Source organism: Bartonella sp. B30(2025), from assembly GCF_053793825.1.
The window spans coordinates 184,589-209,937 of record NZ_CP200034.1; the positions used below are offsets into that span (position 1 = coordinate 184,589).

The 25,349-nt window shown below is 36.6% G+C and carries 24 protein-coding genes; 11 read left to right on the forward strand and 13 right to left on the reverse strand.

Translation table 11 applies throughout. The features are described from left to right. Positions 1-233: 233 nt before the first annotated feature. Complete coding sequence (locus V4P55_RS00795; protein ID WP_455474505.1) at positions 234-605, reverse strand: TIGR02301 family protein; 372 nt, start codon at positions 603-605, stop codon at positions 234-236. 497 nt (positions 606-1,102) lie between these two features. On the opposite strand from V4P55_RS00795, the gene cysS reads away from it, so the two are divergent. The 4 genes from cysS (at position 1,103) to pssA (ending at position 6,961) form a co-directional block, all read left to right on the forward strand. Further along, positions 1,103-2,605: a cysteine--tRNA ligase gene (gene cysS / locus V4P55_RS00800; protein WP_455474506.1), complete on the forward strand. Its 1,503-nt coding sequence runs from the start codon at positions 1,103-1,105 to the stop codon at positions 2,603-2,605. Between the two features lie 810 nt (positions 2,606-3,415). Beyond that, positions 3,416-5,299, forward strand: a complete 1,884-nt coding sequence (locus tag V4P55_RS00805) for an ABCB family ABC transporter ATP-binding protein/permease (protein ID WP_455474507.1) — start codon at positions 3,416-3,418, stop codon at positions 5,297-5,299. 109 nt (positions 5,300-5,408) lie between these two features. Then, on the forward strand, positions 5,409-6,107 hold the full coding sequence (locus tag V4P55_RS00810) for a phosphatidylserine decarboxylase (protein ID WP_455474508.1): 699 nt from the start codon (positions 5,409-5,411) through the stop codon (positions 6,105-6,107). A gap of 8 nt (positions 6,108-6,115) precedes the next feature. Continuing rightward, positions 6,116-6,961: a CDP-diacylglycerol--serine O-phosphatidyltransferase gene (gene pssA, locus V4P55_RS00815; protein WP_455474509.1), complete on the forward strand. Its 846-nt coding sequence runs from the start codon at positions 6,116-6,118 to the stop codon at positions 6,959-6,961. A gap of 78 nt (positions 6,962-7,039) precedes the next feature. Here pssA and V4P55_RS00820 read toward each other — a convergent pair whose 3' ends face one another. The 9 genes from V4P55_RS00820 to rpsF all read right to left on the reverse strand — a co-directional run bounded on the left by V4P55_RS00820 (position 7,040) and on the right by rpsF (position 15,911). Further along, entirely contained in the window at positions 7,040-7,789 is a 750-nt protein-coding gene (locus V4P55_RS00820; protein WP_455474510.1) for an SDR family NAD(P)-dependent oxidoreductase, read from the reverse strand. Between the two features lie 2 nt (positions 7,790-7,791). Next, the gene (gene purF, locus V4P55_RS00825; RefSeq protein ID WP_455474511.1) at positions 7,792-9,282 is read right to left on the reverse strand and encodes an amidophosphoribosyltransferase; all 1,491 of its coding nucleotides are present in this window, start codon (positions 9,280-9,282) and stop codon (positions 7,792-7,794) included. Positions 9,283-9,362: 80 nt separating this feature from the next. Further along, complete coding sequence (locus V4P55_RS00830; protein WP_455474512.1) at positions 9,363-9,944, reverse strand: CvpA family protein; 582 nt, start codon at positions 9,942-9,944, stop codon at positions 9,363-9,365. Between the two features lie 123 nt (positions 9,945-10,067). Further along, the gene (radA, locus tag V4P55_RS00835) at positions 10,068-11,462 is read right to left on the reverse strand and encodes a DNA repair protein RadA (RefSeq protein WP_455474513.1); all 1,395 of its coding nucleotides are present in this window, start codon (positions 11,460-11,462) and stop codon (positions 10,068-10,070) included. Positions 11,463-11,468: 6 nt separating this feature from the next. After that, positions 11,469-12,986 carry a replicative DNA helicase gene (locus tag V4P55_RS00840; protein ID WP_455474514.1) on the reverse strand — a complete coding sequence of 506 codons (1,518 nt, stop codon included), beginning with the start codon at positions 12,984-12,986 and terminating at the stop codon, positions 11,469-11,471. Between the two features lie 509 nt (positions 12,987-13,495). Continuing rightward, complete coding sequence (gene rplI / locus V4P55_RS00845; RefSeq protein ID WP_455474515.1) at positions 13,496-14,092, reverse strand: 50S ribosomal protein L9; 597 nt, start codon at positions 14,090-14,092, stop codon at positions 13,496-13,498. A 25-nt stretch (positions 14,093-14,117) separates the two neighbouring features. Beyond that, on the reverse strand, positions 14,118-15,098 hold the full coding sequence (locus tag V4P55_RS00850; RefSeq protein WP_455474516.1) for a hypothetical protein: 981 nt from the start codon (positions 15,096-15,098) through the stop codon (positions 14,118-14,120). A gap of 160 nt (positions 15,099-15,258) precedes the next feature. After that, positions 15,259-15,510, reverse strand: coding sequence for a 30S ribosomal protein S18 (gene rpsR, locus V4P55_RS00855; RefSeq protein ID WP_455475087.1), 252 nt, complete (start codon positions 15,508-15,510; stop codon positions 15,259-15,261). Next, positions 15,510-15,911: a 30S ribosomal protein S6 gene (gene rpsF / locus V4P55_RS00860; protein ID WP_455474517.1), complete on the reverse strand. Its 402-nt coding sequence runs from the start codon at positions 15,909-15,911 to the stop codon at positions 15,510-15,512. Before rpsF ends, rpsR begins: the two co-directional genes overlap by 1 nt. Before the next feature lie 348 nt (positions 15,912-16,259). On the opposite strand from rpsF, the gene V4P55_RS00865 reads away from it, so the two are divergent. The 7 genes from V4P55_RS00865 (at position 16,260) to gmk (ending at position 22,464) form a co-directional block, all read left to right on the forward strand. Then, on the forward strand, positions 16,260-16,847 hold the full coding sequence (locus V4P55_RS00865; RefSeq protein WP_455474518.1) for an undecaprenyl-diphosphatase: 588 nt from the start codon (positions 16,260-16,262) through the stop codon (positions 16,845-16,847). Positions 16,848-16,931: 84 nt separating this feature from the next. Beyond that, the gene (gene fabD, locus V4P55_RS00870) at positions 16,932-17,876 is read left to right on the forward strand and encodes an ACP S-malonyltransferase (RefSeq protein ID WP_455474519.1); all 945 of its coding nucleotides are present in this window, start codon (positions 16,932-16,934) and stop codon (positions 17,874-17,876) included. A gap of 18 nt (positions 17,877-17,894) precedes the next feature. After that, on the forward strand, positions 17,895-18,632 hold the full coding sequence (fabG, locus tag V4P55_RS00875) for a 3-oxoacyl-[acyl-carrier-protein] reductase (protein ID WP_455474520.1): 738 nt from the start codon (positions 17,895-17,897) through the stop codon (positions 18,630-18,632). A gap of 260 nt (positions 18,633-18,892) precedes the next feature. After that, positions 18,893-19,129, forward strand: a complete 237-nt coding sequence (locus V4P55_RS00880; RefSeq protein ID WP_317993046.1) for an acyl carrier protein — start codon at positions 18,893-18,895, stop codon at positions 19,127-19,129. Between the two features lie 100 nt (positions 19,130-19,229). Further along, positions 19,230-20,492 (forward strand): beta-ketoacyl-ACP synthase II, encoded by a 1,263-nt coding sequence (gene fabF / locus V4P55_RS00885; protein ID WP_455474521.1) that lies wholly within the window; start codon positions 19,230-19,232, stop codon positions 20,490-20,492. 130 nt (positions 20,493-20,622) lie between these two features. Further along, the gene (gene mltG / locus V4P55_RS00890) at positions 20,623-21,732 is read left to right on the forward strand and encodes an endolytic transglycosylase MltG (RefSeq protein WP_455474522.1); all 1,110 of its coding nucleotides are present in this window, start codon (positions 20,623-20,625) and stop codon (positions 21,730-21,732) included. 66 nt (positions 21,733-21,798) lie between these two features. Continuing rightward, complete coding sequence (gene gmk / locus V4P55_RS00895; protein WP_455474523.1) at positions 21,799-22,464, forward strand: guanylate kinase; 666 nt, start codon at positions 21,799-21,801, stop codon at positions 22,462-22,464. A 48-nt stretch (positions 22,465-22,512) separates the two neighbouring features. Here the strand turns inward: gmk and rsmA are convergent, their stop codons facing one another. The 3 genes from rsmA to V4P55_RS00910 are packed head-to-tail and all read right to left on the reverse strand — an operon-like array spanning position 22,513 to position 25,312. Beyond that, positions 22,513-23,343 (reverse strand): 16S rRNA (adenine(1518)-N(6)/adenine(1519)-N(6))-dimethyltransferase RsmA, encoded by an 831-nt coding sequence (gene rsmA, locus V4P55_RS00900; protein ID WP_455474524.1) that lies wholly within the window; start codon positions 23,341-23,343, stop codon positions 22,513-22,515. Further along, positions 23,334-24,356, reverse strand: coding sequence for a 4-hydroxythreonine-4-phosphate dehydrogenase PdxA (gene pdxA / locus V4P55_RS00905; protein WP_455474525.1), 1,023 nt, complete (start codon positions 24,354-24,356; stop codon positions 23,334-23,336). Before pdxA ends, rsmA begins: the two co-directional genes overlap by 10 nt. After that, a complete protein-coding gene (locus V4P55_RS00910) occupies positions 24,356-25,312 on the reverse strand; it encodes a SurA N-terminal domain-containing protein (RefSeq protein WP_455474526.1) in 957 nt (318 codons plus the stop codon). Before V4P55_RS00910 ends, pdxA begins: the two co-directional genes overlap by 1 nt. Positions 25,313-25,349: the final 37 nt, after the last annotated feature.

Consider the following 25,349-nt stretch of genomic DNA (forward strand, 5'->3'; position numbering starts at 1 on the left):
AAAATGAAAGTCGGTGAATTTTATAGAATTATTTCCTGGATGCAAAAGGCAGTTAGGATGATTTAGCTATATAGTTATGTATAGTTATTATAAGTAAATGAAATTATTTTGAAGATTTATATTTTAGCAATAGAAATGATCATATTGAGATAAAATTTTGTGATTGGTTTACTCATTTTTAAAATGATTGTCATCAACTTAGAATAAGTTGAAAATATGGTAATGCGATAAAGTTAATTGTTAGGATGCGTAAGAAGATTTTCGGATAATATTCTTCCTTCTTGAATATATCTTTGGCTTGCTTCTATTGCCGATTGTGTACAATGGTGGTAACTTTCTGAAAAAGCACGATAAGCTTCATTAAATGCTGCGTAAAAATAGGCACGTCTTTTTGCGGTTGGTCTTTCTGCTTCCATTAATGCGTGCATGTGGTTGTACCATTGATTTGTTGGAGTACTACAAAGATTTTGCAGATAGTGCAAGGATCCTAAAATTTCTGACAGCCGTAGTAATTTTGTATCATATGGCGGATATTGTTGCGCAAAAATTGGTATTGGAGTAAAAAAAGACGTTAAAGTAATAATTTTAATCAATGCTTTACGCATTATTTGATCCCCTTTTTAATAAATTTTTACGCTATTAGAATTGTAGAATTGCGGATAAAGTAACTTTTTCACTGAATATATATTAAAAATGATTTGTACATCCTTACTAACAGCAGATATATGATGAAATTTAGGGCATAAGAAGTGATAAAGAAATAAGAAGGATATTTAAAATTTTGATGGAGCTTTGCGCGGTTTAAAACTGAAAACTTTTTGCATGAATCTCTTTTTTATATAAATTCATGGTGTATTTATTTATTGTAATTTTTTCTTCGATAATTTTGTTCTCAAGAAAAAGAAAGCGAATGTTCATCAATCGAATTGATCAAATAAAACGAGATTGTTTTTATGATTGTAATAGATAGATACATCGTAGGTAAAATGAAGTGGTTATAAAAATTTTACCTAAATTCTAAATCTGTCATGTAATGATTGATTAATCTTGGAAAAGATTTGGCTAATAATGTGGCGAGTAATATCGCTAACGGAGTATATTTATGAAAGAGTTGCGATTTTATAATACACTTACACGCAAAAAAGAAAGTTTCATACCTATAGATGCTACTAAGGTACGTCTTTATGTTTGTGGTCCAACGATTTATGATTATGCTCACATAGGGAATGCACGTCCCGTAATTGTTTTTGATATTTTATTTCGCTTATTACGTTATATCTATGGAAATGATCATGTTATCTATGTTCGTAATATTACAGATGTAGATGATAAGATTAATGCACGAGCAGCTTGTGAGTATCCAGATTTGACGCTGAACGATGCTATTCGTCAACTGACTGAGCGCACATATTTTCAATTTCAACAGGACACAGCAGCACTTGGTTGTTTATTACCAACGAGTCAACCGCGTGCAACTGACTATTTGGAAGAAATGCGCTCTCTTATTGAAAAGTTGCTTGAAAAAGGGCATGCTTATAAAGCAGAAAATCATATATTATTTTCTGTGAGCAGCATAAAAAAGCATCCCTATTATGGTACATTTGCAAAACGTTCATTGGACGAAATGAGAGCGGGTGCGCGTATTGATGTTGCCTCTTACAAAAGGGAGGAGATGGACTTCGTTTTATGGAAGCCTTCTGAAGAAGGTGAACCGGGTTGGAAATCACCAGCGGGGATTCCTGTTTTGGGTCGTCCGGGTTGGCATATTGAATGTTCTGCAATGTCGATGGCAAAGCTCTTATCTCCTTATGGTGGGGGGTTGACTTGTGAAGATCCAACAGCAAATATTTTTGATATCCATGGCGGTGGTATTGATTTAATTTTTCCTCATCATGAAAATGAGATTGCACAGAGTTGTTCAGCTTTTGGTATTGAGCGGATGGCTAATTTTTGGTTGCATAATGGTTTTTTGCAGGTTGATGGTAAGAAGATGTCTAAAAGCCTGGGTAATTTCATTACCATTCGTTCTGTTTTGAAGAATAATTTTTTGGAGTTTAATGAGGATTTACCAGATGAAGCGAAACAAAGTTGGGCAGGTTTATCTGCGCGTTTTTCTATGTTACAAACGCATTATCGCGAACCGTTAAATTGGACTACTCAGCGTTTAATGCAATCTAGTGACGAATTGTATCGTTGGTATGAATTGCTTCGTTGCAAAAGGGAATGCTTGGAAAATAATGAAATTCTTGATGATACTTTCATAAATGCATTAAGCGATGATCTGAATACCCCAAGTGCGCTAACTCTTTTGCGAAAATTTTATAAAACAAGCAATGCTGTCGCTCTTGCAAATGGAATGAATTTGTTGGGATTATTGCGTGAAGAGTGGGTTATAGGATTAGAATGTCCATTATTTATGAAAAAAATTTCTCTTGATCCAAAATTTATTGATCAACGCATTGCCGAAAGGATGAAGCTTATCCATAATAAAGAATGGACAGCTGCGGATGCAATTCGTGATGAGCTTGCCGCTGAAGGGATTTTATTAGAGGATGGAAAAGATCCACAAACTGGTGAGCGCATAACTCTATGGAAAGTAAAGTGATTTTAATTTTCATAGTGGAGCGATGTGTATGATAAGGAAGGCGGTCTGATAAAACTCTTATATTATTGCAGATGTATCACATTTGAGTTCGTTGTAAAATTTTTTGTCTTTTTTGCTTTTTATTTAAATTATAGATAATAGAGGCTTGAAACAGAATGATAACCGTTAAGTTAGTAGGTAATATTATTGTAAAAGTTATTATAATTTAAGATATTGGCTGTATTTGATTGTTTCTTATTTTATTTTTTTGAGTAAGCTTTGGATATGTCTCTTTAACTTTTGATATAATATATTATTTTCTATCATCCAATTGTATATGCAGTGTTGTATTTATTTGAGGTGGTGTAGAAATGTATAAATTAAGAGCGTGGAAAACGGATGTGAATAATTTAACCTAGTTTTTCATTATAAAGATTGCAATTTAAATGAAGTTGCATTTTTTGAAAAACGGATAGGGGGTGTTTTATTATAAATGAAGAGAATAAGGATATCATCTTAGTAAAAGATACAGAACTTTTCGGCGATAGTTTAGATATGTTAGTAAATTAGAGAAATCTTCTTCAAACAAAATTGAAAAAAGCATGTCATAATAATCATTGAGAACTTATTTGCCGCCAAACAGTGTAAAAATACAAACAAAATAATAAATTTGAAAATGAATTACTGCTTGTTCCTTTTTCGAAAAGTGTTTAACGTTCACCGTAAATACCCATAAGATAAGTGTAAATAAAAAAGATGGTATGACCTGTGAATGACTACAGGGGGATATTATAATCCTTTTGGGATGTATGATAGAGAAGTAAGGGTTTTATGAAACAGAATAAAACGATCAAAACTGTATCGTCAGATACAGGTCAGACTTTGCGCACACTTTATAATTTATGGCCTTATATGTGGCCTAAAGATCGACATGATCTGAAAATGCGTGTTGTATGGGCAATTTTTTATCTTGTTTTAGCAAAGCTTATTCTCATATCCGTGCCATATTTCTTTAAATATGCTACGGATGCACTTGATGTAAGCTTTGAGCTGCCTACATGGTTGCCGTCTGGTTGGATCGTGCCCATTATGCTGGTTTTGGCGTATAATGCTGCACGTATTATTCAAGCTGGGTTAAACCAATTACGCGATTCTTTTTTTGCAACCGTTGGGCAATATGCTGTTCGGAACTTAGCTTATAAAACTTTTGTGCATATTCATGGACTATCTTTGCGATTCCACTTAGACAGAAGAACTGGCGGACTTTCTCGTGTGATTGAGCGTGGTGTCAAGGGAATTGAAGCGATCGTTAGATTTTCAATTCTTAATACAGTACCAACAGTTTTGGAATTTATACTGACAGCACTTGTATTTTACATAAATTATGGATGGCATTATTTTGTCATCATTGTTCTAACTGTTGGTTTCTATACTTGGTTTACAATTAAAGCGAGCGATTGGCGTATTGGTATTCGGAAAAAAATGAATACCGCAGATACTGAGGCGAATACGCGTGCTGTTGATTCTCTTTTGAATTTTGAAACAGTCAAATATTTTTGCAATGAAACTCTAGAAGCACATCGATTTGATTCCTCAATGGCAGATTATGAAAAAGCTGCAACAAAGATTTGGACATCGTTAAGTTGGCTTAATTTTGGGCAAGCTCTTATCTTTGGTATTGGAATGACAATCTTGATGTTAATGTCAGCTTATGAAGTTTTTCATGAGACGCAAACTTTGGGAGATTTCGTTTTTATTAATGCATTTTTAATGCAGCTTTCTATTCCATTAAATTTTATTGGCTCAATTTATCGTGAAATTCGACAAGGATTAACTGATATTGAAGCTATGTTTGATCTTTTAGATGTTGAGCAAGAGGTTGTTGATAAACCAGATGCAAAACCGTTAGTTGTTGATGTAGGGACCATTCGGTTTAATAAAGTCAAATTTTCTTATGATCAGGACCGCCAAATTTTTAAAGATATTGATTTTGAAGTTCCTGGAGGAAAGACAGTTGCAATTGTTGGTCCATCAGGCGCTGGTAAATCGACCATTTCTCGATTGCTTTTTAGATTTTACGATGTTGATGAAGGGTCGATTACAATTGATGGGCAGGATATTCGTGATGTAACTCAGGACAGCTTACGTGCGACTATTGGTATGGTGCCGCAAGATACCGTTTTATTTAATGGTACGATCGCATATAATATTCGTTATGGGCGTCCAAATGCTACGGATGAAGAAATGCGTAACGCTGCTGAAATGGCAAAGATATCTCGATTTATTGAGAACCTTCCCAAAGGTTTTGAGGCTATGGTCGGTGAACGTGGACTAAAATTATCAGGAGGCGAAAAACAACGTGTAGCTATTGCGCGAACGTTGTTAAAAGCTCCTCCTCTGCTTATCTTAGATGAAGCAACTGCAGCTCTTGATACAGCAACAGAACAAGAAATTCAACAAGCATTGGATATTGTAAGCCGTGGACGTACGACGTTAATTATTGCTCATCGTCTTTCTACTGTTGTCAATGCTGATAAAATTTTGGTTCTCAAAAATGGACGTATTATTGAAAGCGGGACTCATCTCGAGCTCTTAAGTAAAAAGGGTTTATACGCTTCAATGTGGAATAAGCAGCTTGAAGTATCGCAAGCTGAAGAAAAGTTACGTAAAATGCGTGAAGAAGATGATTTGGGTGTTTTTAATAATAGAAAATAAACTTACTATAGTACTTTATCTTTAATATATGGAGTGATTAGTTTAGTACACAAATAAAAAAATAAGGAAATTATCATTTTTTTGACTATATTTATAAATAGGAAATTATATGAGTATTTTACGGTCTATCCATAATGGCTTTGTGCCAATTCATAAAGAGGGTTATCCCTTTATTCTAGCGATTTTTATTCTTTCGCTTATTCTTGGTTGGATATGGGGTCCTTTATTTTGGTGTGGCCTTGTTTTAACCGTATGGTGTACGTATTTTTTTCGTGATCCACATCGTGTGATTCCTCTGGATCCAAACTGGATTATATCTCCTGCTGATGGGCTTATCTCATTTGCTGAGCCATGTGTTCCACCTGAAGAGTTGGGGCTTGGGAATGAAGAAATGACCCGTGTTTCTATATTTATGGATATTTTTTCATGCCATATTAATCGTATTCCGGTAAGTGGTACAATAGAGTCTATTGTTTATCGTCCAGGACAATTTGCTAATGTTGAACTTGATAAGGCAAGCCAATATAATGAGCGTAATGGGATGGTCATTGATAGCAAACACGGTAAAATTGGTGTAGTGCAGATAGCGGGAATGATTGCTCGACGAATTGTCTGTTGGTCGAAGGAAAATGACTCAGTTATTATGGGGCAACGTTTTGGGCTCATTCGCTTTGGTTCTCGGCTCGATGTTTATATGCCAATTGAAGTTAAGCTGCATGTTGCGGTTGGTCAAACCGCTATTGCGGGGGAAACAGTTTTAGGCTCTTTTGATGATAGGGGAACGATGATTGATTTCAGATTTGATTAGGTTACGTAATGAAATTCTTTGCGCTATTTTCTTCATTTAATCCTGAAGGACAACATGACGATACTGTAAATCGGCGGCGTTCGCCTACGCCAATACGGTATGTTATCCCTAATATTATTACTGTTTTAGCAATTTGCGCAGGAGTAAGTAGTATCCGCTTAGCTTTTGAACATCGTTATGAAGCTGCTATTTTATTAGTCTTTTTAGCGGCAATCTTAGATGGGGCTGATGGACGCATTGCTCGTTTAATGAATGGTAGTTCATCTTTTGGAGCGCAAATGGATTCTCTTGCTGACGTTATTAATTTCGGTGTTGCGCCTGCATTAATTGTTTATTCCTTTATTTTAGCTCATGTTCACCAAGTTGGTTGGATTGCGGCACTTGTTTATTGTGTAGCTTGCTGTTTAAGGTTAGCGCGTTTTAATGTCATGTTGGAGCATGATGATATACCAAAATGGCAAAATAATTACTTTGTTGGGGTTCCTGCACCAGCGGGAGCATTATTGCTTTTGTTGCCTGTTTATTTGGGAGCTCTTGGTTTAACTCCAAGTCGGAGTTGGGCATTGTTTTTTAGTCTTTATACTGTGGTGATTGCTTTTCTTTTTGTCAGTCGTTTACCAGTATGGAATGCAAAGTCAATTGATCAAAATTTGAGGCGTGATATTGTTATACCATGCATGCTCATTATTGTTATTTATGTAGGTTTTCTCGCAACTTATACATGGCATACTTTATTGGTTACAGCTGTTAGCTATATGATATTCCTACCTTGTAGTTTTTTAGCTTATAATAAACAGGCTGCTTTGGAAGAAAAAAACACCAATATTAATATTAAGTCTATCTCAAAAACATAAGAATTTTATATTTTTAGTTATAAAGTAAAGTAGAGTAGGGTGATCAAAACCTTTAATTCAAAATCGTGCTCTTTATGGTTAGTCAGGAGCATGATAATTCATAAAGCGATTTTCACGCACATCAAAAAGTTTTCCTGTTTCTTTTAAATTAGGCGATGAGAGATGGACTATTTTTGCAGCAACCTCTTGCGGTGAAGGAAGGGTCTGAGGATCTTCATGAGGCATTGCTTGCGCGCGCATGGTAGTGCGTGTAGCACCTGGATTTACGCAATTAATCTTGATCTGAGTTTGTTTTACTTCTTCTGCCCAGGAACGAGCAATAATTTCTAAAGCGGCTTTAGAGGCTGCATAAGGTCCCCAAAAAGCGCGTGGACGATGAGCAACGCTTGAAGATAGTAGAATAACTCGTCCAGCATCGGATTTATGCAATAAGGGATCCATAGCTTTTATTAAATGCCACTGACTCATAAAATTTATTTGAAAAACATCTTCGAATACTGCGTTTTCGATATGAGCAATTGGTGAAAGTGTCCCAAGGATTCCTGCATTAGCAACCATGATATCAAGTTTTTTCCATTGATTACCAATAGAAATACTGAGAGAATTAATGTTTTCCATGGAATGTAAGTCAAGGGGCACAAGTGTTACAGAAGTTCCTTTTTTTCGTATTTGGCTTTCGAGTTCTGTTAAGCCGCTTATTGTGCGTGCAACGGCGATAATATGAGCACCACGTGCTGCAAGTTCTAAAGCTAAATGATAACCAATCCCTCTTGAAGCGCCTGTAACAAGTGCAACACGTCCATGAAGGCTAAAGTCAAATTTTGTCATCACTAATCTCGTGTTTTAAGAACAGATGATTGAGGAGTTATATTAATACTTTCTTGATCGACTAAATGAGTAGGGTAATCTCCAGTAAAATAATGATCAGTGAATTGTGGGTCATTATTATTGCGTTTTTGAGCTGCTACAGCAGAATATAAGCCATCTATTGAAAGAAACTTTAATGAATCAGCTCCGATGAAATCGCACATGGATTTTAGATCTGGATATTGATTAGCTAAAAGTTTGTCAATTTCCGGTGTATCAATACCATAAAAGTCAGGATAAAAAATCATAGGGCTGGAAATGCGCATATGGACTTCTTTAGCTCCTGCATCTCGGAGCATTTGTACAATTTTAACGGATGTTGTGCCACGCACAATAGAATCATCGACCAAAATAACACGTTTTCCTTCAATGACTGGGCGATTTGCAGAATGCTTTAATTTGACTCCAAAGGCCCGAATTTGTTGTGTTGGCTCGATAAAGGTACGGCCAACATAGTGATTACGAATAATACCAAGTTCAAAGGGAATTCCAATTTCTTGTGCGTAACCAATTGCTGCTGGTGTTCCACCATCAGGAACGGGAACTACAACATCGCCATCACAGGGTGCTTCTTGTGCCAAATGGATACCCATATTTTTACGTACTGTGTAAACACTTCGCCCTCCAACAATTGAATCAGGACGTGCAAAATAGACATATTCAAAAATGCAAAGCTTTTCTGTTTTTTCTACTTTTGGCTGTATAGTTTTTGTGGTAATTTCTCCATTTTTTTGTATTTCACATATAATAATTTCCCCATTTTTAACATCACGAATATATTTAGCTCCAATGATGTCAAGAGCACAGGTTTCAGAACAAAAAATTGGTTTACCATCAAGTTCGCCCATGACGAGAGGACGAATCCCTGTCGGGTCACGTGCAGCAATAAGCTTTGTGCGTGTCAGTGCTAGCATGGCATATCCACCTTCCACTTGCCTGATGGCATCAACAAAACGATCAGATGAGGACTCATAACGGGAACGGGCAATAAGATGAAGAAAAACTTCAGAATCTGATGTTGATTGGCAGATAGCACCAGAAGCGATGAGTGCGCGACGTAATGTAAGACCATTGGTAAGATTGCCATTGTGGGCAATAGCGATACCCCCAGCTTTTAATTCAGCAAAAAGAGGCTGCACATTGCGCAATGCTACTTCTCCAGTTGTTGCATAACGGGTATGCCCGATAGCACGATCTCCTGGTAAACGAGCAAGTGTGGCGGGGTTTGTATAGTGATCACCAACGAGACCTAGATGCTTTTCTTGGTGAAACATTTTGTTATGGTAAGAAACAATTCCAGCTGCTTCTTGTCCACGGTGCTGCAGTGCATGGAGTCCAAGAGCTGTTAATGTTGCTGCGTCTTCATGCCCAAGAATACCAAAAATTCCACATTCTTCGTGAAGGGTGTCGTCATCTAATGAAAATTCCTGAAAGGGAATATTGATTTTTATCATTATATTCTTTCTGTCATGATGTAAAAAATAGTTAATACCATATATCTTATATTATTTGAATTTTCTTTCCGAATAACAAATTATTTTTGGTTTTGTTGGTCCATATTTTTTTGAGAGTGCTTAGTATTTTTATTTGCATCATTTTTTTTAAAAAATTGCTCTGTTTTTTCAAAAACATAATCAAAGTTTTGAGGCAAAATATCTAAAATCCTCGTGCCCAATGTTTCTAATATAGGTTTTGTTTTTGCATTTCTCAGCCAATCTGCTTGCTGTTCAGGTTTGATAAGTGCGTTAAGAAGCAACATACTAATAACCATAATCAGTAAGCCACGAAGTGCTCCAAAAATAAAACCAATAGCGCGATCAATTATGCCAATTCGACTATCAATAATAAAATCAGAAATTTTCATTGTAATGAGAGAAGTAATAACGAGAATAATAATGAAAAGCGTAACTAATGTGACGATGAGTGCAATCATTTTATTAGAGAGATATTTTTCAAAGAAAGGTAATACGGGTTTAAAGAAAAACAGTGTAGCAATAGCTGCAATTGCCCAGGATATTAACGAAAATACTTCACGTGAAAATCCTCTGAGCATAGCGAGAAAAGCAGATAACAGGATGATTGCTACGACAATTCCATCAAAGACCGTTATAACCATTTGCTTATTCCTCATACATAAAGTTATATTCTGTTTACACAACATATTTAAGTATATTCTATACTCTCGGTTATGTTATTTTTTATTCTTATAGAAAGGATCTTTTATACTTTGTAAAGTTTTTTATATTTGTGGTACAGATTGTTTTTTTTCTGTGATAATAGCGGTCACTAATTCTGCAAGGTTAGAAAAGGTTGTTTGTTGAAAGATTTTTGATTTTGTTGTTTTTGTTGTTGCAGTAGGTTGGATAGATCCATGAAAACCAAGTTTTTGGGCTTCATAAATGCGCTGTCCTGAATGCGCAACAGCGCGAATGGCTCCTGAAAGACCTATTTCACCAAAATATACATAATCAGTGGGAAGAGGAATATTTGCAAGAGAAGAAACTAAAGCTGCTGCAACTGCTACATCGGCTGCGGGTTCTGATATGCGATACCCTCCTGCAACATTAAGATAGACATCATGTTGTCCAAAGCGAATGCCGCAATGTGCTTCTAAGACGGCTAAAATCATTGAAAGACGATTGCCATCCCACCCAACAACAGCGCGTCGTGGTGTTCCAAGCGATGAGGGAGAAACAAGTGCTTGAATCTCTACCAATATAGGACGTGTTCCTTCCATTCCTGCAAAAACAGCAGATCCTGATGCTTTTTCATTTCGTTCACCTAAAAAGAGTTCGGATGGATTAGTAACTTCTCGAAGTCCTTTATCAGACATTTCAAAAACGCCAATTTCATCAGTTGGTCCGAAGCGATTTTTTACAGCTCTCAGGATTCGATAATGGTGGGCACCTTCACCTTCAAAATAAAAAACACCATCAACCATATGTTCAACAACTCGTGGACCTGCAATTTGTCCATCTTTTGTAACATGTCCAACAAGAACAACAGTTGTGCCTGTTTTTTTTGCAAAGCGGATTAGTGCTTGAGCACTGATACGCACTTGTGTAACGGTGCCTGGTGCAGAATCAGCTACATCTGACCAGAGGGTTTGAATTGAATCAATAATAACCATATCGAGCTTTTTATGCTCGTTTAAGGTTGCAAGAATGTCTTCAACATTTGTTTCAGCTGCGAGTTTAACTTCTGTGTTTGCAGCACCAAGTCTTTGTGCACGTAAGCAGATTTGTGCAATAGCTTCTTCACCTGAAACATAAATTACATGATATCCTTTTCGTGATAAAGCGGCGGCCGCTTGTGTTAGCAATGTTGATTTTCCAATACCTGGATCACCACCAACAAGTAATGCAGATCCACGAACAAAACCTCCTCCAGCAACACGATCGAGTTCAGCAATATTAGATTGAATGCGTGGGACATCTTCAATATTTCCCGAAAGAGTTGTAAGATTAATGATGCGTCCCTTACGCACACTTTGCACTGGGCTACTCCCTATACCACTGTGTGTATTTTCTTCGGTCAAGGAATTCCATTGTCCACAAGAATTACATTTCCCAGCCCATTTTGAATGGATAGTTCCACAATTTTGGCAAATAAATTGAAGACGGATGCGTGCCATAGTGATTTAACCAATTTGTTCTGGAAGATATTTAGTATCTGCCAAATCACTAAAGCGTGTAAAATCAGGCTGAAAGGCAAGCTTAATCAATCCGGTTGGTCCATGGCGTTGCTTTGCAATAATAACTTCAGCTTGTCCTAAAAGTTCATCCATTTTATCTTGCCATGCTTCATGTTTTGTTTTTTCATGTTCCGTAAAACCTGTTTTGGGTTCTTCATTTTTGAAGTAATATGCTTCACGATACACGAAAAGAACAACATCTGCATCTTGCTCAATAGAACCAGATTCTCGTAAATCTGAAAGTTGTGGGCGCTTATCTGTTCGGTTTTCAACTTGGCGTGAAAGTTGTGAAAGAGCAATAATAGGAATATTTAATTCTTTGGCGAGTGCTTTAAGACCTGTCGTAATTTCAGTAATTTCTTGAACACGATTTTCAGATGAGCGTTTTGAGTTGCTAGTCATTAATTGTATATAGTCAATAATTAATACATCCAAACCATGTTGCCGTTTTAGACGTCGTGCGCGCGCTGCTAATTGAGCAATTGATATTCCTCCTGTTTGATCAATATAAAGTGGTGCTTTTTGTAAGCGGTGCATTGCACGAATTATTTTTGAAAACTGTTCTTCTGAAATATTACCACGTCGGATATCAGCAGAAGAGAGCTCTATTTGCTCAGAAATAATACGTGTTGCAAGTTGTTCTGATGACATTTCAAGTGAAAAAAAACCGACTATGCCACCTTCATGTTGTTGTGAAGAATCTTTCGTCTGTGTGTTATGAGTATACGCATTAGCAATATTAAAGGCTATATTGGTGGCAAGTGCAGTTTTTCCCATACCAGGGCGCCCAGCTAATATAATCAAATCTGATGGTTGTAATCCTCCCATTTGTTCATCAAGTGTTTTAATATGGGTGGCTATTCCTGATAAGCGTGAAGAACGTTTTTTCGCAGCACTTGCCATGTCAACAGCTTTTTTAATAGCTTCATTGAAGTTCTCAAATCCACCACCGTATTTTCCTTTTTCTGCCAATGCAAATAGGTGACGTTCAATCGTTTCAATTTGTTGAGTGGTTGTAAGTTCTACAGGAGCATCAAAAGCTGTATTGACTACTTCAGTACCAAGATTAATTAAAGATCGCCGAATAAAAAGATCATAGATAACCCGTCCATAATCTTCAGCGTTAATGATTGTTACGGCTTCTTTGGCTAAACGGATGACATAATTAAATACAGTGATATCTCCAATTTTTTCTTCAGCGGGAATGAAAGGCTTTATGGTGACAGGATTTGCAAGTTTTCCTTTTTCAATAACTTTCAATAAAATTTCGTAAATCCCTTGGTGTAAAGGTTCAAAAAAATGTTCTGGCTTCAGAAAATCTGAAACGAGATCGAGTGCGTCATTGTTAATAAGAATGGCACCAAGCAATGCTTGTTCAGCTTCAATATTATGTGGAAGTTGCCGAAAAGAATGGACATCTTCTTTTTGTGAAGTGCTTAAATTTATAATATCTGTTTTTTCCATGACGCTTTTTCCACTGAAGTATATTAAAAAACAGGGATCAAAATCTTTATTTTAAATGAAAATTATAATTTAAATTTTTTTAAAGATTTCATCTCCGGTCGCTTAATGTAACATATTCCTTTATTCTTATCTGTTATAAGTTCAAAACTTTAACAAAAGTATCAGATTAATTTTCAAAGTTATGTTTTCAGTTCTTTGAAAAAATGCTGAGGTTATATTTTAGCATAATGTAAGCTAAAAATTTCAGTGTTTATAAAATGACTTTTTTATAATATAGACTGTATCGTAGGATGTATGGTATAAAAATTTATTACCCATATAAAATTTGCTTTTGCAAAAGATATAAGTTTCATTTTTATTTTGATTAAGTAATGTATTTAAATAATTTTGATTATCTATTATTGAATAGATAATTATTTTTTTAATATTAGTTTATTATAGCGATAAAAAAATACTCAGTTTTTATAACTGAGTATTGAAAATAGACTAAATAGTAAAAAAAACAACAACTAAGCTTTTTCGCTTATACTGCTTGTGTTGTTATCATTTGTTTCTTCAAAAAACGATTCTGTTTGCTTTTCTGTTAATGAATCTTCTTGAACATTATGTATTGCTTCAGCAGAAGTAAGAGTTTCACCTTCTTCTTGACGCTGTGCTTCACTAGCTGAACGTGCAATATTAACAGTAACAGAAATTTGAATTTCAGGGTGTAAGCTAATAGTAACGATATGGAGTCCGATCGTTTTGATTGGATGATTAAGCTCAATTTGATTGCGTGCAATAGAAAAACCTTCAGCTGTTATAATTTCAGCAATGTCTCGTGTTGATACGGATCCGTAAAGCTGCCCTGTTTCACCAGCTGAACGGACGACAATAAATGATTTCCCATCGAGTTTTTCAGCAATTTTTTGCGCTTCATTTTTAAGTTCAAGATTACGTGCTTCAAGCTGTGCACGCTGTACTTCAAAATGTTTTTTATTAGCTTCATTAGCACGTAGGGCTTTGCCTTTAGGTAAAAGAAAATTGCGTGCGTAACCATCTTTAACAGAGACAATATCACCCATTTGGCCAAGACGAGGAATACGCTCAAGTAAAATAATATCCATAACTTTTCCTTTCGAATAAATAAATTTAGTGAAGTTTGTCAGATGATTGAAAATTGTATTGAATAATTGCCCAAATCCCCATCAAAAGCATCATGAATGAAATAGGTGGAGCAAACACAACGGTAAAAATGGCTATATATACGAGAGACAGTATAATAACCCGACCATTTATTCCCTTGGTGATATCATGAAGATATGCTAAGCCACTAATGGATATGACAACGGTATATGCGGTGGTAAAGACACGTGTACCCAAATTAAGAGTAGCCCCCAACTCAATCATTGATGCTACGCAAACAACAATAAAAATAATAAGTCCGGATATTGGCAGGCGAAAAGTGTGTTTCCAGTCATCACGAGGTCTTTTTAACCACTTCATATGCTGTGCTGTTATCATTGAAAAATAAAGATTACCAATAAGAAAAATCAAACTATAAATAGTCAGAGCAATAGCTATAAAAGTTGCCGTATGCGTTATAAATAGTTTGCTAAATGCAAGTATATCAGCTTCCTTTACAGATTGTGCTTGTTGCATAGCTTGCATTATGTACGCGATGATTTTGTTTGCAATGATGGGCGTTGACGGATGAGCTTGAATATAAAATCCGATAAAACTTGATATAAGAGCAATAAAGTTTGTTAAATGAAAAATTACAGATGATAATGGATACCATATCAGTAAGTTTTCTTTTTGTGCTGGTTGCGCAAGTCCAAGGAGCCAAGAAGCATAAACTGCAGGAAGAAAAAATAAGAGCATAGAGCCAAAACCAATATAAACATTAGTGGCTATGATAAGAACAACGGTAGCACTTATTAATGCAATAAAACTGGCTAACGTTCCCCAACCAAATGCAACAATAAAAATTGGAAGAGAAAGAAAGCAACCAAGAAAAAAAGAAAAGTAAGGTGCAATATTTGCAACGCTAATAATAGCCATTCCGATAACGACAGCAAATAGCCCAGCTAAAATACCAATCATTACCCTGTAAGTGTGAAAATTTTCCATTTACGGCTGTCCTGCTTTTGCAGTTAGAGGCTTTATACTACCCCAACTTCAGGTATTTATTCTATACATTTTGGAATATATATGCAACTTATCAATGAGTGCTAAACCAAAAAAGAAATGCAGCTGAAAGAAATATTCCAGCTGCATAATACGGTTGATTTTACTTTATAATATATGGAAGCAAGCCAAGAAAGCGCGCACGTTTGATAGCATTAGCTAATTCACGCTGTTTTTTCTGACTGATAGCTGTAATTCGTGAAGGAACAATCTTGCCACGTTCTGAAATATAACGCTGTAATAACTTGACGTCTTTATAATCAATTTTTGGAGCATTTGCACCTGAGAAAGGACATATTTTGCGACGACGGTGAAAGGGGCGACGTACTGCTGCAGTTTGATTAACATCGGTCATCATTCTACTCCTTCTATTATATCGTCACGTTGATAACGCGAATGGCGGGCACGTTCTTCATCTTGTCCAGCATGGCGATCAATGCGCGAAAGCATAGCCGATTTCCCTTTTTCATGTTTTTCTACACGGATAGTCATATAACGCAAGATATCTTCATTGATACGCATTTGGCGTTCAACTTCCGCCATTGCTGCGGCAGGTGCGTCAACATTCATTAGTACATAATAAGCTTTGCGGTTTTTGCGAATACGATATGCAAGAGAGCGAAGCCCCCAATTTTCTACACGCCCAACTTTTCCACCATGCGCTTCAATAACACCTTTGTAAAAATTCAAAAGTTCATCAATTTGCTGCGGTGCAATGTCCTGTCGGGCAAGGAACACATGTTCATAAAGAGCCATTGTTTTGCCTTTCTTCAATTAAATTTACCGGTTTTAGCGCAAAGCCCCTGCGACTTGTCTTTTTGGGAGATCCAAAGAAGAAAGGACGCGTTTACAATTTGAGACATTCGAGAGCGGAGACACGGGAGGTCGGAAATATTGTACTTCCTACTGATTTATTTTCAGTCCTCCGTTCAACCCCCAGCTAAATGCCGGTAGTAAGTATTCAACCTTTACAGCTTATCTTTTAAAATAGCAAGTTTATGTTCATAAAAAATATGATTTATTAAGTTTTAGTACCTTTTTATATGTTTTATGTTTTTACACTATAAAGAAATGATACAAAGCTATATGGATAAAGAGATGAGTATGGACTTTTTAAACCGGATTGATGTGACATTATTAGAAATGTTAGTTGGCAGCAGTCAATCACGGTCTATTTTAATTGTTTTTGGTATTTTTTGTGCAAAGTTTTTAATTTATATTATTCCCATACATCTCTTTGTGCTGTGGTTTTGCGGTAAAGAGAGGGAGAGACGCTCAGTATTAAGCATTTGTGTGAGTACTTTTATGGCTCTTTTTACAGGCTATCTCATTTCTCTTATTTATTTTCATCCACGTCCATTTGTTTCTGATCTTACATCTCCGCTGATCAAGCATCGCGCAACGGCTTCTTTTCCGAGTAATCATGCCTTGATTATTGCATCTTATACAGCAGGGCTTTATTTTTATCGATATAAAGTTTCTTTTAAATTTGCAGTGATATTTTTATGCTTGATTTGTTGGGGACGCGTTTTTGTTGGTGTGCATTACCCCTTTGATGTTTTAGCAGGTGCAATTTTAGGCACTTTCATAAATTGGGGAATTATCCGGTTTGTAGCACCATATTTTCCTAAATTTTTATATAAAATTCCGCCTTTGAGATATAATTTACAGATAAATATTCCTTTCAAATAAATGACTTTGTCTTGATTTGTGCTTATAAATAAGGTCAAAAGTAAAAAAGCAAAGAGTTTAATTGCACAGTTTAGGAGATAATTGATGGTAGCAGCATTTACTTTTCCAGGGCAGGGAAGTCAACTTGTTGGTATGGGAAAAATACTTGCAGAGCAGTTTGTTGCAGCGCGTATGGTTTTTGAGGAAGTGGATGATGCTTTAGGCGAGAAATTATCAGATATCATTTTTGAAGGACCAGATGATGTCTTAAAATTAACAGTGAATGCGCAACCAGCATTGATGGCTGTGTCCATAGCAGTTATTCGTGTAATGGAAACTTTAGGGCTCAACATAGAATCAAAAGTAAAATTTGTTGCAGGACATTCTTTAGGCGAATATTCAGCTCTTTGTGCGGCCGGTACATTTAGCCTTGCTGATACTGCAAGGCTTTTGCGGATTCGTGGAAATGCTATGCAGTCTGCTGTTTCTGTTGGTGAAGGGGCTATGGCCGCACTCATTGGTTTGGATGAAAACGACGTTGAAAAGATTTGCGAAACTGTTTTAGAACAAGGATTGTGCCAAATTGCCAATGATAATGGTGGTGGACAAATTGTTATTTCAGGGGAAACAAAAGCCGTTGAAGCTGCGATAAAGATTGCATCGGAAAAAGGTGCAAAGCGTGCACTTTTCCTTCCGGTTTCTGCACCTTTTCATTCCTCTTTAATGCAGCCTGCCGTTGATGTCATGAAGAATGCACTTTTGTCTGTTAATAAGAAGGCTCCCGTTGTTCCTGTGGTGACAAATATTTCTGCTGTACCAGAAAGTGATCCAGAGCGTATTATTATGCTTCTTATAGACCAAGTAACTGGCAGAGTACGGTGGCGTGAAACGATAGAGTGGATCGGTGCCAATGGAGTTGATACAATTTTTGAGGTTGGTTCTGGAAAAGTATTAACAGGTTTGTTACGTCGTATTAACAAGGATATAAAAGGATTAACGATTGGAACAGCTGAGGAAATAGAAGAAGCGCTATGCGTACTCGGAGTTTAATTTTTAGGAGTCTAAGTAATGTTTGATTTAACAGGTCGTAAAGTTCTTGTGACAGGAGCGTCAGGAGAAATTGGTGAAGCGATTGCACGCTGCTTTCATGCACAAGGTGCAATTGTAGGACTCCATGGAACACGTGAAGATAAGCTTCAGGAAGTAGCCGCAAATCTTGAGAAAAATGTTTTTATTTTTCCTGCTAATCTTTCGGAGCGTAAAGCTATTAAGCAATTAGCTGAATTAGCAGAAAAAGAAATGGGGGGAATCGATGTTCTCGTTAATAATGCTGGAATCACGCGAGATAGTCTTTTTGTTCGTATGCAAGATCAAGATTGGGATGATGTATTATCAATCAATCTAACAGCTGCTGTTACTCTCACGCGTGAACTGACACATTCCATGATGAGGCGTCGCTACGGACGGATTATCAATATAACATCTGTTGTTGGGGTTGTTGGAAATCCTGGGCAGACGAACTATTGTGCTGCAAAAGCTGGTTTGATAGGATTTTCTAAAGCATTAGCTCAAGAAATTGCATCACGCAATATCACAGTTAATTGTATTGCTCCGGGATTCATTAAATCTGCAATGACGGATAAACTTAATGAAAAACAAAAGGAAAGCATTATGGCTGCAATTCCAATGAAACGTATGGGGGTGGGGCAGGATATTGCTTTTGCTGCTGTTTATTTAGCTAGTGATGAAGCAGCGTATGTGACTGGTCAAACAATGCATATCAATGGTGGTATGGCAATGATTTAGGTATTCGCTTTATTCCACATTGATTTATAATGTGTATTATTCTAGTAATATAAATGAAATGGAAAAATATATCTGTTTCTTGAACTTAGTAATTGGTCAATTTATGTCAGAATAGTAATATTGCTTTATTGTATAAGGGGATATCCACAAGATATTTTAAGTCATCATAAAAATTTTTAAAGCAACATATCTATTGCTTGATTAGATAATTCGATATAGCTAACAAATTATAGAAAAGAAATAAATTCGAGGATTTCAACATGAGTGATACAGAAGAGCGCGTTAAAAAGATTATCGTAGAGCATCTTGGAGTTGATGCAGATAAAGTAGTGGAAAATGCAAGCTTTATCGATGATCTAGGAGCAGATAGCCTTGATACGGTTGAGCTCGTTATGGCTTTCGAAGAAGAGTTTGGTGTGGAAATCCCTGATGAGGCTGCCGAAACAATTTTTACAGTTGGTGATGCAGTAAAGTTTATCGATAAAGCCTCTGCGTAATTATAAAAGGCAAAAGCATAAAATGCTTTTGCCGATATTCTTTGGAAGCATATTTAAAATATGGCTTTGAAAAGTAAATTCTCTATTCAAGGTTGAAAGTATGAGGCGGGTTGTTATTACTGGTTTGGGATTGGTATCTCCATTAGCTGGTGATGTCGAGTATAGTTGGAAACGACTTATTGAAGGGAGAAGCGGTGTTCGGCGTGTTACAGAATTTGATGTGTCCGATTTACCGTGTCAGATTGCAGCATGTATTCCTTTGGGGGATGGAACAAATGGCACGTATAATGCTGATTTGTACATGGAACCTAAAGAGCAACGTAAAGTTGATGCTTTTATTGTTTATGCAATGGCTGCGGCTGAACAAGCACTGACAGATGCCGAATGGAATCCAACGAATGATGAGGATCAGATTCGCACAGGTGTATTAATTGGTTCAGGTATTGGTGGCGTTGAAGGTATTGTTGAAGCGGGTTACACGCTTCGTGATAAAGGTCCACGGCGTGTTTCTCCTTTCTTTATTCCGGGACGTTTAATTAATCTGGCTTCTGGCTATGTCTCTATTAAACATGGTTTGCGTGGTCCTAATCATTCAGTTGTAACAGCTTGTTCAACAGGTGCGCATGCAATTGGTGATGCTGCGCGCTTGATTGCAATGAGTGATGCAGATGTAATGGTGGCAGGAGGGACTGAATCTCCAATAAATAGAATATCCCTTGCTGGTTTTGCTGCTTGTCGGGCTCTTTCTACTAATCGCAATCATGATCCTGAGCATGCGTCTCGTCCTTATGATATTGATCGTGATGGTTTTGTTATGGGTGAAGGAGCTGCTATTGTTGTTTTAGAAGAGCTTGAACATGCAAAAAAACGGGGCGCGCGTATTTATGCTGAAGTTGTTGGATATGGTTTATCTGGTGATGCATATCACATTACAGCGCCTTCAGAAGATGGTAATGGTGCAAAGCGCAGTATGATGGCAGCTCTTAAGCGAGCACAGGTCAATGTGAGCGATATTGATTATATTAATGCTCATGGAACATCTACAATGGCTGACACGATAGAACTGTCCGCTGTTGAAAGTGTTTTGGGAAATCATGCATCACAAGTGTCTATGTCATCAACGAAATCATCTATTGGGCATCTACTTGGTGCTGCTGGTGCAGCTGAGGCTATTTTTTGTGTTTTAGCTATACGAGATAATGTGGCTCCAGCAACACTGAATCTTGATAACCCATCTATTGAAACAAAAATTGACCTTGTACCCCACAAGCCACGTGAACGAAAAATTGATACAGTTCTTTCTAACTCTTTTGGATTCGGTGGAACAAATGCATCTTTGGTGATGCAACGCTTTAAGGGATAATAAATATTTTAATTTGTTTTTTCGTATCTAATTTTTCTTAAAAAGTGAGCTATAAGAGTAAAATTGTCAGTTAAGTTGTAGGATTAGATTAAGAAATTACAGTGAATACTTAAAAGTTGAGGTTAATATTATGTCCGATGTGAAGAATGAAAAACCACTAGAGGACGTAGATGCTTCCTTTTCGAATCATAAAATCAATAATAATGATATGTTAACGCATGAGAAGCGTAAAAAGTCATATATTGTACGTAACCCATTTGTTATTCTCGGCCATTTTTTTCTAATGCTGATGGTTGTTGTTCTGTTTGCTATAGGTATTCCTCTTTATATTGGAAAAATTATTTTCGAAGGAAAGGGGATAGCCGAAGAGGAACAAGTTGTTCTTATTTATCCTGGAGCGGGAATCCGTGAAATTGCGTCATTGCTTGAAAAACGCGGTATGGTTAGATCATCTGATATTTTTATTTATGGAGTTGGCTTCCATCAAAAAACAACACGTCTTAAGGCTGGTGAATATTTAATTCCAGCACACGCTTCGATGCGAGATATTATGGATATCCTTGTGAAAGGAAAATCTATTGAGCACACGTTCACAGTGCCAGAAGGTTTAACAGTTCAACAAGTTTTTGATCGATTAGCTGCTAATGAAATTTTGGTTGGAGAACTTCCAGAAATTTTACCTCCAGAAGGCAGTTTAATGACTGATACCGTTAGCTTTATTCGAGGTACGACTCGCAAAGAAATCATAAAAAGATTAAGTGAAGGACAAACAAAATTAGTGAATGCAATATGGGCTACTCGTTCACCTGACTTGCCCATAAAATCTATTGATGAGTTCATTATATTAGCATCGATTGTTGAAAAAGAAACGGGAATTGCAGAAGAGAGATCAAAGGTCGCTGCAGTGTTTCATAATCGGCTTGCTAAACGCATGCGTCTTCAATCTGATCCGACGGTGATTTATGGTCTTTTTGGTGGAAAGGGTAAGCCTTCAGGGCGTGCGATTTATCGCTCAGATCTCGAGAAGGAAACACCATATAATACTTATAAAATTTATGGTTTGCCACCAACAGCGATTGCAAATCCAAGTAAAGATTCTTTAAAGGCAGTTGCACATTCCCCGAGCAGTGATGCGCTCTATTTTGTTGCTGATGGTACAGGAGGCCATGTTTTTTCTAAAACTTTACAAGAACATAATACCAATGTTCGCAAATGGCGTGCATTAAAGCAAGCTCATTAAATTTAAAAAAATGTGAAAAAGTTTATTGAGGTTTTAGTATAAAATTTAAAAAGACAGAGCAGTATTATGATATTCTTTGAAAGTGAATCGAATATTCAAAAAGTCAATCAACGTCGTGGTTTTTTATTTATTCTTTCTTCTCCTTCAGGAGCAGGTAAATCAACTATTTCTCGGTTACTTATACAAGATGGACAATTAGAGCTTTCTGTGAGCATGACAACACGACCGAGGCGTCCTAGTGAAGTGGATGGTCTTCATTATCATTTTATTTCCAAGAAAGAATTTGAACGTAAACGTAATGGAGATGAGTTTATTGAGTGGGCAGAAGTTCACGGAAATTATTATGGAACTTTACGTGAAAATGTTGAAAATGCATTGAATGCTGGGCGGGATATGTTATTTGATATTGATTACCAAGGCACTAAGCAGCTGCAAAAGAAAATGCCAGGGGATACGGTGTCTGTTTTTATTCTCCCTCCTTCAATGAAGGAACTTATCACACGTTTATACCGTCGAGCGGAAGATAGTCAGGATATTATTGATTTGCGGTTAAAAAATGCGCGAGCAGAGATACAGCATTGGCGTTCTTATGATTATGTTGTGATTAATGAAGATTTAAATCTCTCTGTGTCACTCATTAAGTCAATTTATTTGGCGGAGACAGTGAGACGTGAGCGATGTTTTTTTCTTAAGTCTTTTGTTGACAAGCTTATTACTGAAAAAATTGATTAATATCTTTTATTGCGAGAAAATTCAGCAACGAGCAAAAATTTTGTATTTTTAAATCATTAAATTAGCTAGAGTTACAAATTCTGAAATTGATAGTGTTTCAGCTCGACGTGTTCCATCAATTTCAGCTTTTTTTAAAAGTACTTCACCTCCAATATCTTTGAGATTGTGACGAAGCATCTTCCGTTTTTGTCCAAAAGCAATTTTTGTGATAAAAGTTAATTTTTTTGTAGAGCAGGCAAGAGGTTGTGTGCGTGGAATGATGTGAACAATGGACGAAGTAACCTTTGGTGCTGGTGTGAAAGCTTGAGGGGGCACATCAAACGCAATTTTAGCAATGGTACGCCATCCTGCTAATACGCTAAGACGTCCATAATGGGGGGATTTAGGTGTAGCAACAATACGTTTGGCAACTTCGCGTTGAAACATCAGTGTCATTGATTCATAAAAAGGAGGCCATGGCTCAACCAAAAGCCAGTTTAATAAAAGTTGTGTTCCAATATTATAGGGCAGATTTGCAATAATACGCGGTTTTTCTGAAGATGTTTCAAAAAGCTTTGAAAAGTCTTGTTGCAGCGCGTCATTAAAAATAAGTTGTAATTGTTGCGGGTAATGTTTTTCTATATCTAATAGAGCTGGTAAACAGCGCTCATCGCGCTCTATAGCTGTTACAATGGCACCTTTTGCAAGCAATGCACGTGTAAGGCCTCCGGGTCCTGGACCAATTTCAATAACAGGTTTTCCTTTTATATCTCCTGCTTGATGAGCTATTTTAGATGTTAAATTAAGATCTAAAAGAAAATTTTGTCCTAAAGATTTATGAGCTTGCAGTTTGTATACATCAATGACTTCACGAAGAGGAGGTAAATTATCTATTGGCATGATACAGAATTATTTTTTGCGAGTTTATTTGCTAATTTAAGAGCAGCAATAAAGCTTTCAGGAGAAGCGATCCCTTGCTTAGCAATATCAAAAGCAGTTCCGTGATCCGGAGATGTTCGAATGAAAGGAAGTCCTAAAGTTATATTGACAGTGGTATCAAAGTCTAGTGTTTTAACAGGAATTAGAGCTTGATCATGATACATACAAAGAGCGACATCATATGTTTTTCTGGCTCGTTCATGGAACATTGTATCGGCAGGTAGAGGACCTATAATATTTACCCCTTTCTTTTTCAGATATTCAATAGCGGGAGCGATAATTTCAATATCTTCTTTTCCCATTGTTCCTTCTTCTCCTGCATGGGGATTAAGACCAGTAACAGCTAGTCGGGGTGAAGTAATTTTAAATCGCGTTTTTAAGTCGTTTTCAACAATCAATGCAGTTTGAATAATTAATTGACTTGTAAGACGTGTAGGAACTTCCTTTAATGGAATATGAACAGTAATTGGCACTGTTTTTAATCGGGGACCAGATAACATCATAATCGGATGATAGCATTTATTGGAAGTTTGATGGGCTAAATGGGCTAAAAACTCTGTATGACCAGGAAATTCAAATCCAGCATCGTAAAGACTTTTTTTTGCAATAGGGCAAGTGATGAGCGCACATGCGTGACCACTTTGAGTTAATTGCACTCCACGTTTAATTGCCTCGATTATTCCAGCCGCATTGTTTGGTGAAGAAGCTCCCAATCGATCACTTTGCCGGTTTTTTAATGGTATTATGGGTAAGGACGTTTGGAAATTTTTCACAAAATTATCTTTATTATTGTTTAAGATGAGATCTATTTTGATACGAACTTTTAAAAAACTGGCGCGTGAACGAATAACATCGGGATCAGCTAAAAGAACAAAAGGTGGAATTATACGTGTAGAGCGCAAACTCCACGCTTTTATAGCTACTTCAGGTCCGATTCCAGCAGGATCACCACTGCTCACAACAAGTACAGTCATTATGAATTTTGAATATGCGCTTCCTGTTGCAACTCTTTTAAATATTTTTCGCTTAAATCTTCAAGTTTCTTCAGATCCCTTTGTTGATTATCTTGAATAGAAAATATAAGGCGAGCAGTATGATCATCAGAAACTGTTTTAATTTTACAAACAGCAAGTGCTTCAAGTCCGTATGATGTTTCTCGAAAATTGGTCATTTTTCCAGCAGATGTTACGAGGAGTTCTTGTTGCCATTGCGTAGGAAGCTGTGGTTGTAAAAATTTTCCTAAGTTGCGGACAGTAACGTCCAAAAGGCCTTTTATCTGTGTTTGTGTATTTTCACATCCTTGAAAATATGCACGAAAATTATTAGCTTCTTTTTGACGTCTTTTAAAAATTTCTGAACGGCGATGTGCAGGAATAACAAAAATAATTTGTTGCAGTGTATATTCGTTTGTTGAGGGCTTTACACCTCCATTTTTTAGTATTCTGCGTACAGTTTCTTGTTCCGTAAGCACACCTGTTTCAGCTTGATAACGTGCATTAACAAGGCGCATCCATCCTATTTGTCCACGAATGTAATCTTTAAAGTGTTGTATTGTGATATCACTCTGAACCAAAATCTGATTTAGTTGATCAATAGTCATCTGATTTTGTGTCGCAAAATTTTCAAAAGCACTCTCAACATCACTATCGCTAACCTCAACATTGCGACGCTTGACTTCAGTATTTTTGAGAGCTTCATTGATAAGTTCATCTTTAGCTTGTGTAGAGAGATTCCCTTGCTTTTGTTGCAATTTTAGAAGAGCGATACGTCTTTGAATATCATAATTGGTTATAGGATTTCCATTAACTGTTGTAACAATTGAGATTTGAGCAAAAGTTAATGGAACGAAAAATAAATTTACCAGTAAGCTGTTTGTGCTCAAAGTTGTAATACAAAAAAAAGCAAGGATACACTTTCTAAATTTGTTCATGTGAATAAGCCTTTGCAGTGTCTATCAATCCCTATCG